This window comes from Acinetobacter sp. FDAARGOS_724 (assembly GCF_013364475.1).
Classification (GTDB): domain Bacteria; phylum Pseudomonadota; class Gammaproteobacteria; order Pseudomonadales; family Moraxellaceae; genus Acinetobacter; species Acinetobacter variabilis.
Map to the genome: position 1 here is coordinate 1,795,708 of NZ_CP054908.1, position 15,968 is coordinate 1,811,675.

Sequence of the window (15,968 nt, forward strand, 5' to 3'; positions counted from 1 at the left end):
CGTATTAAGCTTCGTATTGTTTGATGGTTTTGGTGAATTCAGAGAGCACGCTCATTTTTTCCAGCGCCTGGCCACCATAAATAATGTCGTGTGCCAGTGCCACACCTTGTTTATAGCTTGAAGTCAGGCCTGATACATAAATACCTGCGCCGGCATTTAGAGCAATCATATTGGCAGCCTTATGACCGATCTCAGATTTCTTCTTGCCTAAGGCATCTTTAATCAGAGCCAGACTTTCTGCTGAGCTTTCAATAATTAAACCAGTTAAGGTTTGTGATTCAATATCGACCTGTTCAGGAATGATTTCCCATTCAGTGATTTCACCGTTTTTCAGCTCAGCCACATGGGTAGAAGAAGCCAGACTGATTTCATCTAAACCATCACGTGAATGTACGACCATCACATGTTCAGCACCGAGCTGTTTCATCACTTCTGCAATTGGACGGCAAAATTCATTAGAAAATACGCCGATGACCAAACGTTTTACACCGGCCGGATTCGTAAGCGGGCCGAGCAGGTTGAAAATACTACGAATACCCAGTTCTTTACGTGGACCAATCGCATATTTCATGGCTTTGTGATGGTTAGGCGCGAACAGGAAGCCAACCCCAATATCACGGATACAGCGTTCGGTTTGCTGCATATTCAAATCAAGATTAATGCCTGCCTGTTCCAGTAGGTCAGAAGAGCCTGATTTGGTAGAAACACCACGGTTACCATGTTTGGCAATGGTTGCACCAGCTGCTGCAATTACAAAGGCTGAAGCGGTAGATACATTAAACAGGTTTTGTCCATCACCGCCTGTACCGACGATATCCACCAGATGAGGGACATCACTGACATCGATTTTGGTTGCGAGTTCACGCATGACACGTGCTGCAGCGGTAATCTCGTCAATACTTTCACCTTTCAGGCGTAGACCCATGAGCAGAGCACCAATCTGGGCATCGGTTGCTTCGCCAGACATAATGGTGTGCATCACGTCTTCCATTTGTTCCTGAGTCAGGTGAATGTTTTTAGTAATATTGCTTAAAGCTTGTTGAATATTCATGACTTGCGTTTTACCCATTATGCGTAAATTTCAAGAAAGTTTTTAAATATCTGATGACCATGCTGGCTCAGGATTGATTCCGGATGGAACTGCACACCTTCAATCGGTAGTGTCTTATGTTTAACCCCCATGATCTCTTCCATAGAGCCATCTTCTTCATTGGTCCAGCAGGTCACTTCCAGGCATTCTGGCAAAGTGGCCTGATCAATCACCAGCGAGTGGTAACGCGTCGCAGAAAAAGGATTTGGCAGATTGCTGAAAATACCTTTATCACTGTGATACATATCAGACAAACGCCCATGCATGACGCGTTTGGCACGAATAATATCGCCACCAAAAGCCTGACCAATACTTTGATGCCCCAGACAAACACCGAGCAGGGGAATCTTGCCACCAAAATGCTGAATGGCAGGAATCGAAATTCCAGCTTCACTTGGCGAACATGGACCAGGGCCAATCACCAGATACTTGGGTTGCCATCGCTCAATATCCTCCAATGTCACGGCATCATTGCGGACTACTTTTACTTCTTGATTCAGTTCGCCAAAATACTGGACGATGTTATAAGTAAAGGAGTCATAGTTGTCGATCATTAGAAGCATGAGCTTAACCTATTGAAATTATTGCACTTAACTGTGCTAAAGTGATCCAGATTGAGCTTTATCGGGACTTGTTGCAAGTCTAGGGAATACACGACTAAATCGTTGATTTCATTGTGTGAAAATAAAGCACCCCTCATCATAGCAAAAAATAGCCACATCGGGCGCAATAATTTTTCAATTTTCAGGCTGGTGATTAGCTCACAGCCTTTTAGGCATTTTAAATGTGCGTATAAGTAATTAACTGACGAAAAGTAAGTTTAAATAAATATTGCAGTTATTATTTTTTTAAATTAAAAATAGGGTCTGTTGACATTTACTGTTCATAATTAAACCTATAAAGGTAGCCATAAAAATATACAGGCTAAGGCAACAGAACTTTGATGATTTCTTTTGAGCTTGTCATATCGAGTAGCTATTCCTCTAAATTGCTTTAATCTACAAAACATATTTTCAACTAAATGCCTGATTTTATATAAATACCAGTCCATATGATCATTGTTCGATTGGCTATTTATTTTCTTTGGTATATTCGCTTTTGTCCCTGTTTTTCTGACCTGTTCACGCAGTGGTTCTGAATCATAGCCTTTATCTGCGCAGACCACTTTTGTCTCTTTTAAGTCTAATGTTGATATTAAATCAGGTGCAACTTTGACGTCATGTGTGGTTCCATCGGTAATCATGAAATCAACAGGATTGCCATTTGCATCAACAATCAAATGTATTTTTGAGGAGTTTCCTCCTACACTTTTAGAAATGGATTGATTCGCTATACCGGCAGAATGTTGATGAGCACGTACGTGAGAGCCATCAATAAAAATCCACTCCATATCGGGGCATGATGCTAATAATTTGAATAATCTAAGCAACTTACCACTGCTTGACCAACGATTAAAACGTTTGAAAATAGAGTTTGATTGACCGAGATAGGAAGGAATATCTCGCCACGGACAGCCTATTCTAATTCTATAGAGAATAGCTTCAATAAAATTACGTAAATTTGAGTTGTGATGAATAGATAAATTACGCAAAATAGTTTTCAACTTTTGCCAGTGTTGATCTGTCAGCATGGTACGAGGCATAGCGAATAGTAAAATTGGGTTTGGCGATTTGATTTTACTACTTCGCTATTTTTTAAGCTAAAAGTGTCAACACACCCTAAATAAGTTTTAAATGATTAAAATAATAGACCTCTTGCGTTAGTCAAAATTTAAACAGCCCAAAGCTACATTTTATAAGGTTTTAGCCAATTCAAAAATTAGGTAAAACGATACTTTCGCAAGAGGTCTAATGATGCTGAAAAAAACATCATTTGAATAATAATGCATGGGATAAATCAAACGATAAGATCGACAATTTGAATAAAAGTGACTCAAAATAGTGATCTTTTTAAGTACATAAACCTACAGAGCACGCTTTGTAACTGATAAAACTTAACCAGAATTAAACGAAATCGAATATTTTTTAAACTAAATTAGCATAAAAACGCAATTCCTCACTGAAAAGTGCTCCTATTCTTACCTAATATGAAATCATCGCACTATTTAGGTGCGCTAAAAAAATACCTGCAACAAATCTCAGGAAGAATGCTTGAATATAGTGCATTTAGTTTAAGTCACAGTATAATAGCGACAAGGTATTTTTATCTTCCTATGTTTTCTTATAAAGATTTCAAGATTTTAGATATACTTTTAAAAGTTGGTACGCTAATTGCTTAATAGATACCAACTTCTAACACGCACTTTGCGAGTGCAACAAAAAACATCGGAGCAAAATGAGCATGGCGAACAAGGTCCTTCAACTCATACAAGAAAGTGGCGCAAAATGGGTCGATTTTCGCTTTACTGATACCAAGGGTAAAGAACAGCACGTTACTTATCCAGCAGACAGTATTGATGAAGATACGTTTGAAGACGGCAAAATGTTTGACGGTTCTTCAATCGCAGGTTGGAAAGGCATCGAAGCATCGGACATGATCTTACGTCCAGATGCAGAAACAGGTTTCATCGACCCGTTCTTTGCAGAGCCAACTGTTGTTGTGACTTGTGACGTTATCGAACCATCAACTGGTCAAGGTTATGAACGTGACCCACGTTCGATTGCTCGCCGTGCAGAAGAATACCTGAAATCTACAGGTATCGGTGATACTGCATTCTTCGGTCCAGAACCAGAATTCTTCGTATTTGACGAAGTGAAATGGGACATCGACATGTCTGGCGCTCGCCACACATTGATCGCTGAAGAAGCTGCTTGGTCTACTGGTAAAGATTACGAAGCAGGTAACTCAGGTCATCGTCCACGTGTTAAAGGTGGTTATTTCCCAGTTCCTCCTGTTGATTCTCATCAAGATATGCGTGCAGACATGTGTGCAAAAATTGAAGAAATCATGGGCCCAGGTCGTGTAGAAGTACATCACCACGAAGTTGCGTCTTGCCAGTTAGAAATTGGTGTGAGCTTCAACACAATGGTTCGTAAAGCTGACGAAGTACAACAGTTCAAATATGCTGTTTGGAACGTTGCGCACCAATACGCTAAAACTGCAACCTTTATGCCTAAACCAATGGTAGGCGATAACGGTTCTGGTATGCACGTTCACATGTCGATCTCTAAAGATGGCAAGAACTTGTTTGCTGGTGATGAATATGCAGGCCTTTCAGAAATGGCATTGTACTTCATCGGTGGTGTGATCAAACATGCTCGTTCATTGAATGCGATCACTAACCCATCTACAAACTCATACAAACGTTTGGTACCTCACTTCGAAGCACCGATTATGCTTGCTTACTCAGCGCGTAACCGTTCAGCTTCTATCCGTATTCCTTACGTTTCTAGCCCTAAAGGCAAACGTATTGAAGCACGTTTTCCTGATCCAATGATGAACCCGTACCTAGGTTTCGCTGCATTGTTGATGGCGGGTATCGACGGTATCCAAAACAAGATTCACCCAGGTGAAGCTGCTGACAAGAACCTGTACGATCTTCCTCCTGAAGAAGAAGCGAAAATCCCTACAGTGGCGCACAGCCTTGAAATGGCACTTGAATCTCTTAAAGAAGATCATGACTACCTGCTTAAAGGTGGCGTGTTCACTAAAGAAATGCTTGATGCCTATATCGAACTTAAGACTGAAGATGTACGTCGTCTGAATACGACTACTCACCCAGTTGAATTCGACATGTACTACAGCCTGTAATTCTGATCTGAATTTCACTGTAAAAAAGACCCGCCTTTGTGCGGGTTTTTTTGTATGATGCTGTTATTGATCAAAGATATGAAGTTATGGCACAACGTAAAAGACATACCGGCTTTTTTCCCTGGATTGATCCTCAAGATCATAGTAAAGGCTTTAAACTGAATTTTTCTGAAGTGACCTATGTAGATGTTGCGCGTACACCTGAAGGTTATAAACAGGTTGAGTTTGTGGCATTACGTCATCCTGAGTTGGCGCTGGATTATGATTATCCACAAAGTTTTTATCTCACAACAGATGGCATGATTTTGAAAAAGCTGCCAAGTGGAAAATATGAAGTGATTGCCAAGACAGATAATGCCTAATCGTGAAGTGGATAACGTTGTGAGTGTAAAATTTAAAAATCCGAATAGACAGCAGATGCCTACAGCACTTCGAGAGTGGCTGTATGCCTCAGGATCATTGACGCAACAGTTAACAGATCTGGCTGGTGGTCAGTTCCGGGTAGAACCACAGCAGGAACATTTTCAGCGTCTGGAATTTGTGGATGCTCGGTGGATGCAGATGCCACATCAGCATACGTCCTGGGTACGGGAAAGCTATTTATATGGCTGTGAAGAACAGCCTTGGGTCAAAGCCAAAAGTATATTTCCAATTTTAAGCCTGCAAAAACGTGCGCGGATATTCCAGCATATTGGATCGAAGCCGATTGGCTGGCTATTATTCCAGCGTACCAATCCACAGTGTGAGCGACGTGTGATTTATCTGGAAGAGGGCTGGACCCGCCAGAGCTGCTATACTTGGCATGGTTGTAAATTTATCGTACAAGAAACATTTTTACCGGTATTTGAACACTTTATACAAAATCAACAGGCTTAACTTGATATGGCAACTGCACAAGCAATTACTTGGCGTGAACGTCTGAGCGCCTATTATTATCTTTGTCGTTTTGATAAGCCAATTGGCACAGAGCTGGTCTTCTGGCCGACCATGTGGGCGCTATGGGTCGCAGCAAAGGGAATACCTGATCTCAGTATTTTGGTGCTGATGATTCTAGGTGTAATTTTTATGCGCGCAGCGGGCTGTGCCATTAATGACTTTGCCGACCGTAAAGTGGATGCGCATGTCGAGCGTACCAAAACCCGTCCCTTAGCCACTGGTATTATTAGTGCTAAAGAAGCAGTGATGGTCTTTCTGGTGCTCGTCGCAGCCAGTGCCTGCCTGTTATTTTTCCTGCCGATTGAAACCTTTTACTGGTCCTTTGGAGCCTTGTTTTTAGCGTTCATTTATCCGTTTATGAAACGCTATACCCATTTGCCGCAGGTATTTTTGGGAGCTGCATTTTCCTGGTCAATTCCAATGGCCTATACTGCCGTCGGGCAGACGCCAGATTTAACTTGTTGGCTTCTCTATTTTGGCAATCTGGCTTGGACCGTGGCCTATGACACGCAATATGCGATTACTGATCGTGAATATGATTTGAAAATTGGTGTGAAATCCACAGCCATTTTGTTTGGTCAGCATGATATTCAGATCATTAGTACCTTACAGGCTTTAAGTCTGGTCTTGATTGGCGCAGCATTATGGATTGAGGATTTGCTGATTCCATTTGGCCTGATGGGGCTTCTAGCCGTCGCAATTGATTTTATTTATCAATGGTCCAAAACTCGAGATAAGGACCCACAGCGCTGTTTCTGGGCTTTCCGTCATAACCGTTGGGTGGGGCTGATGATTTTCCTTGGAATCTTTGCCGCGCTTCTGTAACTGCACCTTGTCGATTCATAACAAAAGCATCCTATAAGGGTGCTTTTTTTTATGCTTAATTCAAGATTCTTCATGAAAATCGTAAACAACAATAAGGGATTAGAATATGAATAATGTAGTGAAAAACGGTTTCAAAAAAACCTGTCTAGCACTGGTATGTTCCATGTCATTGTTCATGACTGCGTGTAATGACGATGATAATGATTCGTTCCGACCACAGGAAAGGGTATTTTTAAGTCAACAATCTTATGATGAGGATACCTTGCCTGAAGCATCGGATATTCAAGTCATACGCTATAATATGCCAAACGTAAATGGTGAGCGGGCTGAAGCGACAGCCATGGTGTTTTATCCAAATACACCTCAACCTCAAGACGGATGGCGGGTGGTGGTTTGGGAACATGGCACGGTGGGTAGCGGTGATTCTTGTGCACCAAGTAATAACCAGCTGAATAATAATTTTAGAGGATTGGCCAGCAGCTTGCTTGCAAAGGGATATGTGATTGTTGCACCCGATTATGAAGGATTAGGTACTCGGGGGATCCATCCTTATTTAAATTTAAAAAGTGCGGCACAATCGGCTATCTATGCAGTAAGAGCCTTTAAGGAACAACAGGGAAATCGATTTAATGGTGCCTGGGTCTCAGTGGGACAATCCCAGGGAGGGCACGCATCACTTGCCACAGCCCAGTTTGCCGATGAAGATCCAAATTATAAGGCAGCAGTTGCAGCAGCTCCGGCTTCAAGTCTGGGTTATATTATCAGTGAAGTAGCACCGCAAGCGCTTAGTGCCTTGGTTGAGGCTGGGCAAGATAATGCTGCGAAAGCAGTCTATGCAGAATTACTGGCTTATGCGGCTTATGTTGCTGTCGGGATTAAAGCTTATGAACCAGGCTTTAACTATCGCAATATATTTTCAAGCCGTGCAGGGATTGTGGCTGAAAAGGCGGAAGGCACAACTGGAGAAAATGGACTTTGTTTAGGGCCATTGATTACTGAATATGTGCAAGATATTGATGATTATCTGGTGAATAATCCGGAAAAAGCGGTTGTAGACTATCCAGGATTAGTAGAAAACTTCCAGAATAATTCGTCGGTTGAAAAGTTCCTTGAGAATAATCAGCCTGCAACTGAAAAAATTAATGTTCCTGTGATGATCATTCAAGGTACTGCAGATATGGCTGTTCCATATCCAGTGACAAATACTTTACAACAAGGCTTGAAAGATATGGGAACCACAGTGACTTTTGTACCGGTACAAGACGCATCACATACCGAGGCTATTGTACAAAGCAGAACCCAGCTGCTGACCTTCATCAATACCTATATGCCTTCAGGTATTTCTGTCAGTCCTTAATCCTAAAAGGAGCTTCGGCTCCTTTTCTATTCCTTGTAAGGCTAGGCCTTGAGCAATCATTTAAGTTTGTTATAGTGACTCAGGATTATAGGTTATCAGTATAGGCTTGTTATGTCGGAACAGACAAAACCCCGCAGTATTAAAAAACTGCTTATCTTTGGAACCCTGGCTTTATGTGTGCCGATTTTTTTAGTGACGATGGCATTTCTGGCAGTTAATAGCGATGCAAAAAATCAGGAAAAATATAAGCAGCAACAGGCAGATATGATTGCCCGGATTGAAGCGCGCGAAGCGGCTGAAAAATCAAAGGCAGAGCAGGAGGTTCAAGCAATTCAAGCTGCTTCAGAAGCTGAAACAAATTCCTCTCATTAAACTATTTATCTCAAATCCCTTTGAAGTTGCCGGATTGTTGGAATTTCAGTGTAGCGGACGACTGTATAGCCGGCAGCAATCAGCATTGCATCGCGTTCCGCATCTTCCTGTTCCTTGCCAATATGGGTGGGGTCATCCAGTTCTATAATCGCCACCACATTATATTCCCGGTCCATCACCACAAAATCGGTCACCTTGCGGTTAAACTTGCTGCGCATTTTCATATTGTCATGCGTAATCAAAGCACTAAATGCGACCTGTGCCAGAATGTGATGATGCGGAAAAGCATCTTTCAGGCGAGTAAACATCTTGCTTTCGAAAGCTGTAATGACACGCTTGGGATAGAATTTCTTCTGGCGGGTAAACAGATGAGGGAAGAGCAGGCAAATTAAGGCAAAGCTTGCCAGACAGCCAATCACAAAGAATATAAACTGACTCAAATCAAACACGGATCATAAAAGAGAAAAGAATAAAAAAACCCACTTCGCAATGAGTGGGTTTTTCAGAATCTTGGCTCTCCCACCTGGGCTCGAACCAGGGACCTGCGGATTAACAGTCCGTCGCTCTACCGACTGAGCTATGGGAGAATAGATTGGCTCTCCAACCTGGGCTCGAACCAGGGACCTGCGGATTAACAGTCCGTCGCTCTACCGACTGAGCTATTGGAGAATCTGAAAGCGATTATAGAGAGATTTAAAAAGGGGTCAAGGCACTTTTATAAAAAAGCTGAAAAAACTGAACCAAGTGTTTTAAAAATAATCAAAAATGATTGTAGTTCAAAATGTTATGTTTATGTAACCTAGATTAAAGGTAGAGAGGTTGCGTGATTATTCGCTGCCATGGTTGCGAGTCGCTAAAACTACAAACAGGACCAATATAGATATTTAATCCAAAAAGACAGACATAAAAAAACCCACTTCGCAATGAGTGGGTTTTTTTAGAATCTTGGCTCTCCCACCTGGGCTCGAACCAGGGACCTGCGGATTAACAGTCCGTCGCTCTACCGACTGAGCTATGGGAGAATAGATTGGCTCTCCAACCTGGGCTCGAACCAGGGACCTGCGGATTAACAGTCCGTCGCTCTACCGACTGAGCTATTGGAGAATCTGATGCGCATTTTAGGCAGGAAAACAAAGACCGTCAATCAATTCCTGTAAAGAAATGAATCATTTGCTTTTTTAATATGCATCTTAGACCTAAAAATAAAAAAAATCACCCATGAAGGGTGATTTTTTAAGCTGGAAATAAAAAATTATTTCTCAACACCAGCAGGTTGACCAGCATATTTCGCGTTTGCGTAATCCCAGTTCACCAGGCTTTCTAGGAAAGTAGAGATGTATTTAGGACGAGCGTTACGGTAGTCGATGTAATAAGCGTGTTCCCAAACATCGATTGTCAACACAGCAATTTTACCGTGTGCCATTGGAGTGTCAGCATTTGAAGTTTTAAGGATAGACAGGTTACCGTTTACTTCATCAGCAACTAACCAAGCCCAACCTGAACCGAACTGAGTTGCAGCAGCAGTTGCGAACTCTTCAGCGAATTTTTCGTAAGAACCGAAAGCTTCGTCAATTTTTGCAGCCAAAGCGCCATTTGCTTTACCGCCACCGTTTTTAGTCAAGCAGTTCCAGTAGAATGTGTGGTTCCATACTTGCGCAGCGTTGTTAAATACACCTGCTTTAGATGAATCACCAGCAGTTGCTTTGATGATTTCTTCTAGAGTTTTGCCTTCAAGCTCAGTACCAGCGATCAGGTTGTTCAGGTTAACCACATAAGTATTGTGGTGTTTGTCATGGTGGTATTCTAAAGTTTCTTTGCTGATGTGTGGAGCAAGAGCGTCGTAGTCGTATGGTAATGGTGGTAAAGTAATGGTTGTCATGTTTTCAATTCCTTGCATTTTGCTGGGTTTTGACAATAAGTGGCGTTATTGTAATAGATTCTTAGGCAAAAATGGGCACTGTGTATAAATAACAATACAGAATAAAGCCTGAAAATTTAAAGATAAAGCCATTCATCTACTTGCCAATCGAAATTAAATCGGATTGTTTAATTCGAAATAACTATACTCAATATTAAATTGTTCTGAAATAGCTTTAGCCAGACGTTGTACACCATATTTTTCAGTGGCGTGGTGGCCGCAGGCATAATAATGCACATCCAGTTCCTGAGCATCATAAAAAGTACGCTCACTGACTTCGCCAGAAATATAAGCATCACAGTCTTGTGCCGCTGCTTTATGAATATAATCCTGTGCACCACCAGTACAGAAACCGACTTTTTGAATCAGGCTTTTTTCGGCAGGTAAATGCAACGCATCATAGCCCAGTCTTTCTGATACATAGGCCTTGAATCCTTCTGGCGTCATGGCCTGTTTTAAATAACCAATATTCCCAATTGGACGGCGCTCACTCGGATCAAGCTGTTCCAGGTTTTCCAGTTCCAGCAGGTCTGCAATCGCAATATTATTTCCCAGAGTTGGATGGCTATCTAAAGGCAGGTGATAACCAACAAGCGAAATATCATTTTGGATCAGGCTTTTAATTCGTTTACCACGCATCCCGGTAATCGGGTAGGCTTCACCTTTCCAGAAATAACCATGGTGAACCAATAGTAAATCAGCACCTTGTTCAATCGCAGCTTCGATCGCAGTTTGGGAGGCAGTAACGGCACATAAAATTTTATTGACTTCAGCGCGGCCTTGGATCTGTAAGCCATTCGGTGCATAGTCCTTAAATTCGGAAGATGCTAAAGTCTGATCGCACCAGCGGATAATATCGTTTAAATTCGCCATAAAATTCCTGTCAGTTTATGAACTTGCCAATTCTTATTCATATGTCCAATTGTAACTAAAGCAGCACAAATCTCTGTGGATTTTTTTGTGTTTAGTTATGTATTTGGCATTACAATAGGATACAAATTACTTAGTCATCAACGAATTAAAATATTTTAGAGGATAGCAAAGTGCGCCGTACCTTTACATGGTTACCTTGGGTGTTACTGATTTTAGTCATTATCGGTTTTTTGGGGTGGCAGCAGCTGCAGAAACCTAAATCACCGATTGCGCCGGATGGCGTAAAAATGCCTGCTGAAAAAGTAGAACCGTTGATCGATACTTCGCGTTCTGGAGGCGTTGTCTCCTATAGTGCCGCAGTGAAAGTCGCAGCACCTGCGGTGGTAAATATCTTTACCACACAAAAAGTAAAACAGCAGGCACATCCTTTACTGATAGATCCAGTCTTCCGTGAATTTTTCGGTGATCAGTTACCAGACCAGTTTGGTCAAAGTCCAAATGAAAACAGTTTAGGTTCAGGCGTGATAGTTCGTCCTGATGGTTATATCCTGACCAATAATCACGTGATTGCACAAGCAGACCAGATTGTAGTGGCCTTGCATGATGGACGCCGTGCTGAAGCTAAAGTTGTAGGTACAGACCCGGATACGGATTTGGCTGTAATTAAGATCGAACTTGAACAATTACCAGTTTTGCCATTCAAGCTGAGTGGCAATGAAGTCGGTGATGTTGTTCTGGCAATTGGTAACCCGTTTGGTGTCGGTCAAACCGTGACTCAGGGGATTATTTCTGCGACAGGCCGTTCTGATCTGGGCATCAATACTTATGAAGACTTTATTCAGACAGATGCTGCAATTAACCCAGGCAACTCGGGTGGTGCATTGATTGATGTTGCCGGTAACCTGATCGGAGTGAATACAGCAATCTTCTCGCAAACAGGTGGCTCACTGGGGATTGGTTTTGCGATTCCCGCTAAAATCTGTCAACAGGTGATGAATGCAATCCTGAAAGATGGCCGTGTCGTTCGTGGCTGGCTGGGTATCAGTCTGTTGCCGACAGAACGTAATGATGTACTGCAACCTAAAGAATCAGGTGTAGTGGTCGCTGAAGTGCTGGAAAATGGACCAGCAGCAAAAGCTGGCATCCAGCGTGGTGATAAAATTATCAAAGTAAATAATGAAGTGATTACTTCTGCCTCACATCTGATTAATTTTGTCGCTTTACAGGCACCAAACAGTACCGTTCAGATTGAAGTAGAGCGCGCTGGAAAAACCATGACACTGGATGTGGTGATTAGTGAACGTAAAACGCAAAGCAGTTCTTCACAATATATTCCTTTACCAGATCAGTAATTTTTTCTAAGAAAATCCCTCCATGTGAGGGATTTTTTTATGCACGATTTATTTAATTAGATACAAAACAAAAATATTTTATGTGATTTAAATCATTTAATTTCATTGAATAAAATCAAAAAAGAGTAAAAACAATGAGTTTTATGACTGCTGATCAGGCCAAAGTTTTATCGAATGTAGCCAACTTGAATATTGAAATGTATAAGCCCCGTTTGGCTCAATTAATTGAGGACAATGCCCGACAAGGCAATACTGCTGTATTAACGGTATTTCCAAAACATTTGCCTTTAGAAGAGATCCGTGGTCTTTCGGCAGAATTGACTGAACTGGGCTATAACGTGCGCTTTGAGGTGCAGGAATTTTATTATAGCTTTAATGTCTATTGGTTATAGTTTTATCAATTGTTCAAAAATAGTCCTATTCAGGCATGTATTTTGCTGCACTCATCTCATAGCGAAACTATGAGAATTTTATGTCTTTATTTATTTATCCTGCAGCACGGGCCGATGCGCCTTATATAGTGCTTTCTTCTGGTTTAGGTGGACATGCAAGTTTCTGGAATCCACAAATTGAGGTTTTGCAGCAAGATTTTCATGTGGTGACCTATGATCAGGAAGGTTGTCATGCGGATTCTGAACTCTTGCCAACGCCTTATTCCGTAGATCATATGGCTCGGCAGATTCTGGATTTATTGATCAATGAGGATATTTGCGAGTTTCATTTTATTGGACATGCCCTAGGCGGACATATTGGCATGCAACTGGCGACCTGTCAGACGGAAAAGGGTGTGAAGTTACTTAGCCTGACCATGTTGAATGCCTGGGGGGAACTGGATTCACATACCCAAAAATGTTTTCAGGCAAGGACTTCTTTATTGCTGAATAGCGGGACTGAGGCCTATGTGCGGGCACAGGCTTTATTTCTGTATCCACCGCAATGGATCTCTACACATATTGAACAGTTGACTGATGCAGAAAATAAGCAGCTCCTTGACTTTCCACCGATTCAAAATGTCTTGGCACGTATACAGGCAGTACAAGCTTTTCAACTAGAAGAAGTGCATCGGCAGGCACTCAAAAATGTTCCTGTACATCTGATTGCCAATCGGGATGACTTTCTGGTGCCATATCAATGTTCACAAAAATTGCAGCAGTTATTGCCACATAGCCGGTTTAACCTGCTCGAAACGGGAGCACATGCTTCTACGGTGACTGAAACTGCCCTGATCAACCAAAACATACTGCATTATTTAAAATCAGCCTGATATTTTCAGCCAATAAATCTGTTTATTTAAGTCAGACCCTGGGTCTGACTTTTTATTTTTTCTAATGAATCATTTCTATGGTATGAGCAGGAATTTTACTGCGAATTTATACAGGGCTTGCACACGCATGAATTTATATAAATGCACTTGAATGAAACATAGTGAGCAAAATTGACTCATGTTTGAAAACAGTTATTTTACTAAAAATTCAAAAAATAAAATATTAAGTATTTGATAAATAATTAATAAAAATATTTGGCACACGGTTTGCAATGTTTATCTTGTAAATAAGATTCCCGTAGCGGAACCAGGATTTTGAATAAGTGTTAAAAAATAATGAGGTGTGAAAATGAAAATAGGTGTCTTCTGTCCAATTGGAAACAACGGTTGGTTACTCTCTGAAAATGCACCACAATATATGCCGACTTTTGAGTTAAACAAACAAATCGTACAGCGTGCTGAGCACTATGGTTTCGATTTCGCACTTTCCATGATCAAGCTGCGTGGCTTTGGTGGCAAGACCGAATTCTGGGAACATAACCTGGAAACTTTCACCCTGATGGCCGGTCTTGCTGCTGTTACCAGCAAAATTCAAATTTATGCAACAGCTGCAACTCTAGTCATGCCACCTGCAATTGTAGCGCGCATGGCATCTACCATTGATTCTATTTCCAATGGCCGTTTCGGTCTGAATGTGGTAACCGGCTGGCAGCCACCGGAATATACCCAGATGGGTATGTGGCCGGGCAATGAGTATTTTGTTAAGCGCTATGAATACCTATCTGAATACGTACAAATCCTGCGTGAGCTTTGGACAACCGGAAAATCAGACTTTAAAGGCGAACATTTCCAGATGGAAGACTGCCGTGTTAGCCCGCGCCCGCAAGCCGATATGAAAATCATCTGTGCAGGTCAGTCTGATGCAGGTTTAGAGTTTTCTGCACAATATGCCGACTACAACTTCGTATTTGGTAAAGGCCTGAATACTCCAACAGCTTATGCAGAAATTAATGACCGTCTAAAAGAAAAAACAGATGTGACTGGCCGTGATGTACAGACTTATGTGCTGTTTATGGTGATTGCAGCTGAGACCGATGAAGAAGCGCAAGCAAAATGGCAGCACTATAACGATGGTGCCGACATGGAAGCGATTAACTGGTTGATGAATCAGGGTGGGAAAGACACGACTTCTGGTGCAGATACCAATATCCGTCAAATGGCGTCTAGCGTATCTCCTGTAAATATCAATATGGGGACTCTGGTCGGTTCTTATAAAAATGTGGCACGAATGTTGGATGAAATTGGCGAAATCAAAGGCACTGAAGGTGTGCTGCTGACTTTTGATGATTTCGTTCAGGGTGTCGAAGATTTTGGTCAGAAAATCCAGCCATTGATGAAATGTCGTGAGCATATTGTGATTGAGGGCGAAGCACCGGTTCTGGAGAAAAGCGCATGAGTGAATCAGTAGTTACCGCTGGGTTTACTGAAAAACTCGGCACCGGAAGAACCCTAAAGGCTGAACCTGAAGCAATTTGTCTTGCACCTGAACAGACTGCGCTGATTGTGATCGACATGCAGAATGCCTATACCTCACAGGGGGGCTATCTGGATCTGGCGGGCTTTGATGTCTCGAAAACCAAGCCAGTGGTTGAAAATATTAAAAAGGCAGTTGATGCAGCGCATGCAGCCGGTATTCAGGTGATTTATTTCAAAAATGGCTGGGATACAGAATATAAGGAAGCGGGTGGAACCGATTCTCCAAATTTCCATAAATCAAATGCCCTAAAGACCATGCGTAAACGTCCTGAATTACAAGGGAAATTATTAGCAAAAGGCGGTTGGGATTTTGAACTGATTGATGAGTTAAAGCCATTGCCACAGGACCTGGTCATTGAAAAGCCACGTTATAGCGGTTTCTTTAATACCGCACTAGACAGCATGTTGCGTGTCCGCGGCATTCGCAATCTGGTTTTTGTCGGAATTGCCACCAATGTCTGCGTGGAATCGACCCTGCGTGATGGTTTCTTTCTGGAATATTTCGGCGTGGTGCTGGCGGATGCCTGCCATCAAGCCGGCCCAGTCGAGGCCCATGAAGCCAGTCTGTACAACATCAAGACCTTCTTTGGCTGGGTATCCGATACCGCAAATTTTGTCGATATCTTTCAAAAAGAAAGTGAGTCACTAAAAGAAACTAAATTAGCTGTAAGCGTATAAAGAATTAAAGATCAGGA

The 15,968-nt window shown here is 42.0% G+C and carries 17 protein-coding genes and 4 tRNA genes; 11 read left to right on the forward strand and 10 right to left on the reverse strand.

Features of this window, described 5'->3' with window-relative positions:
* Positions 1-4: 4 nt before the first annotated feature.
* From trpD to FOC32_RS09785, 3 genes are all read right to left on the reverse strand, one after another.
* A complete protein-coding gene (gene trpD / locus FOC32_RS09775) occupies positions 5-1,051 on the reverse strand; it encodes an anthranilate phosphoribosyltransferase (RefSeq protein ID WP_175967237.1) in 1,047 nt (348 codons plus the stop codon).
* A gap of 17 nt (positions 1,052-1,068) precedes the next feature.
* Positions 1,069-1,653 carry an anthranilate synthase component II gene (locus tag FOC32_RS09780; RefSeq protein WP_034171526.1) on the reverse strand — a complete coding sequence of 195 codons (585 nt, stop codon included), beginning with the start codon at positions 1,651-1,653 and terminating at the stop codon, positions 1,069-1,071.
* A gap of 332 nt (positions 1,654-1,985) precedes the next feature.
* A complete protein-coding gene (locus FOC32_RS09785) occupies positions 1,986-2,732 on the reverse strand; it encodes an IS5 family transposase (RefSeq protein ID WP_175967239.1) in 747 nt (248 codons plus the stop codon).
* Positions 2,733-3,424: 692 nt separating this feature from the next.
* Between FOC32_RS09785 and glnA the strand changes: the two genes are divergently transcribed.
* The 6 genes from glnA to FOC32_RS09815 all read left to right on the forward strand — a co-directional run bounded on the left by glnA (position 3,425) and on the right by FOC32_RS09815 (position 8,330).
* The gene (gene glnA / locus FOC32_RS09790) at positions 3,425-4,840 is read left to right on the forward strand and encodes a type I glutamate--ammonia ligase (protein WP_171064793.1); all 1,416 of its coding nucleotides are present in this window, start codon (positions 3,425-3,427) and stop codon (positions 4,838-4,840) included.
* Positions 4,841-4,926: 86 nt separating this feature from the next.
* Positions 4,927-5,202 carry a hypothetical protein gene (locus FOC32_RS09795; protein ID WP_005234859.1) on the forward strand — a complete coding sequence of 92 codons (276 nt, stop codon included), beginning with the start codon at positions 4,927-4,929 and terminating at the stop codon, positions 5,200-5,202.
* Between the two features lie 55 nt (positions 5,203-5,257).
* A complete protein-coding gene (locus FOC32_RS09800; RefSeq protein ID WP_175968197.1) occupies positions 5,258-5,716 on the forward strand; it encodes a chorismate--pyruvate lyase family protein in 459 nt (152 codons plus the stop codon).
* Between the two features lie 6 nt (positions 5,717-5,722).
* Entirely contained in the window at positions 5,723-6,601 is an 879-nt protein-coding gene (ubiA, locus tag FOC32_RS09805; protein WP_175967241.1) for a 4-hydroxybenzoate octaprenyltransferase, read from the forward strand.
* A 106-nt stretch (positions 6,602-6,707) separates the two neighbouring features.
* The gene (locus FOC32_RS09810) at positions 6,708-7,958 is read left to right on the forward strand and encodes an alpha/beta hydrolase family protein (protein ID WP_175967243.1); all 1,251 of its coding nucleotides are present in this window, start codon (positions 6,708-6,710) and stop codon (positions 7,956-7,958) included.
* A 111-nt stretch (positions 7,959-8,069) separates the two neighbouring features.
* Positions 8,070-8,330 carry a hypothetical protein gene (locus tag FOC32_RS09815; protein WP_175967245.1) on the forward strand — a complete coding sequence of 87 codons (261 nt, stop codon included), beginning with the start codon at positions 8,070-8,072 and terminating at the stop codon, positions 8,328-8,330.
* A gap of 5 nt (positions 8,331-8,335) precedes the next feature.
* On the opposite strand, the gene FOC32_RS09820 is transcribed toward FOC32_RS09815, so the two are convergent.
* From FOC32_RS09820 to FOC32_RS09850, 7 genes are all read right to left on the reverse strand, one after another.
* A complete protein-coding gene (locus tag FOC32_RS09820; protein ID WP_004782760.1) occupies positions 8,336-8,779 on the reverse strand; it encodes a DUF2726 domain-containing protein in 444 nt (147 codons plus the stop codon).
* Positions 8,780-8,841: 62 nt separating this feature from the next.
* Positions 8,842-8,917, reverse strand: a tRNA-Asn gene (locus tag FOC32_RS09825).
* 6 nt (positions 8,918-8,923) lie between these two features.
* A tRNA-Asn gene (locus FOC32_RS09830) sits at positions 8,924-8,999 on the reverse strand.
* A 277-nt stretch (positions 9,000-9,276) separates the two neighbouring features.
* Positions 9,277-9,352: transfer RNA gene (locus FOC32_RS09835), tRNA-Asn, on the reverse strand.
* 6 nt (positions 9,353-9,358) lie between these two features.
* Positions 9,359-9,434 (reverse strand) — tRNA-Asn (locus FOC32_RS09840).
* A gap of 148 nt (positions 9,435-9,582) precedes the next feature.
* Positions 9,583-10,209 (reverse strand): superoxide dismutase, encoded by a 627-nt coding sequence (locus FOC32_RS09845; protein ID WP_175967247.1) that lies wholly within the window; start codon positions 10,207-10,209, stop codon positions 9,583-9,585.
* A 153-nt stretch (positions 10,210-10,362) separates the two neighbouring features.
* Entirely contained in the window at positions 10,363-11,121 is a 759-nt protein-coding gene (locus FOC32_RS09850; protein ID WP_175967249.1) for a Nif3-like dinuclear metal center hexameric protein, read from the reverse strand.
* Between the two features lie 170 nt (positions 11,122-11,291).
* On the opposite strand from FOC32_RS09850, the gene FOC32_RS09855 reads away from it, so the two are divergent.
* From FOC32_RS09855 to rutB, 5 genes are all read left to right on the forward strand, one after another.
* Positions 11,292-12,473, forward strand: a complete 1,182-nt coding sequence (locus tag FOC32_RS09855; RefSeq protein WP_175967251.1) for a trypsin-like peptidase domain-containing protein — start codon at positions 11,292-11,294, stop codon at positions 12,471-12,473.
* Between the two features lie 134 nt (positions 12,474-12,607).
* Positions 12,608-12,865, forward strand: a complete 258-nt coding sequence (locus FOC32_RS09860) for a hypothetical protein (protein WP_004810565.1) — start codon at positions 12,608-12,610, stop codon at positions 12,863-12,865.
* 80 nt (positions 12,866-12,945) lie between these two features.
* On the forward strand, positions 12,946-13,737 hold the full coding sequence (gene rutD / locus FOC32_RS09865; protein WP_034170059.1) for a pyrimidine utilization protein D: 792 nt from the start codon (positions 12,946-12,948) through the stop codon (positions 13,735-13,737).
* 349 nt (positions 13,738-14,086) lie between these two features.
* Entirely contained in the window at positions 14,087-15,193 is a 1,107-nt protein-coding gene (rutA, locus tag FOC32_RS09870; RefSeq protein WP_175967253.1) for a pyrimidine utilization protein A, read from the forward strand.
* Positions 15,190-15,951: a pyrimidine utilization protein B gene (gene rutB / locus FOC32_RS09875; RefSeq protein ID WP_175967255.1), complete on the forward strand. Its 762-nt coding sequence runs from the start codon at positions 15,190-15,192 to the stop codon at positions 15,949-15,951. Before rutA ends, rutB begins: the two co-directional genes overlap by 4 nt.
* The last annotated feature ends 17 nt before the right edge of the window (positions 15,952-15,968 follow it).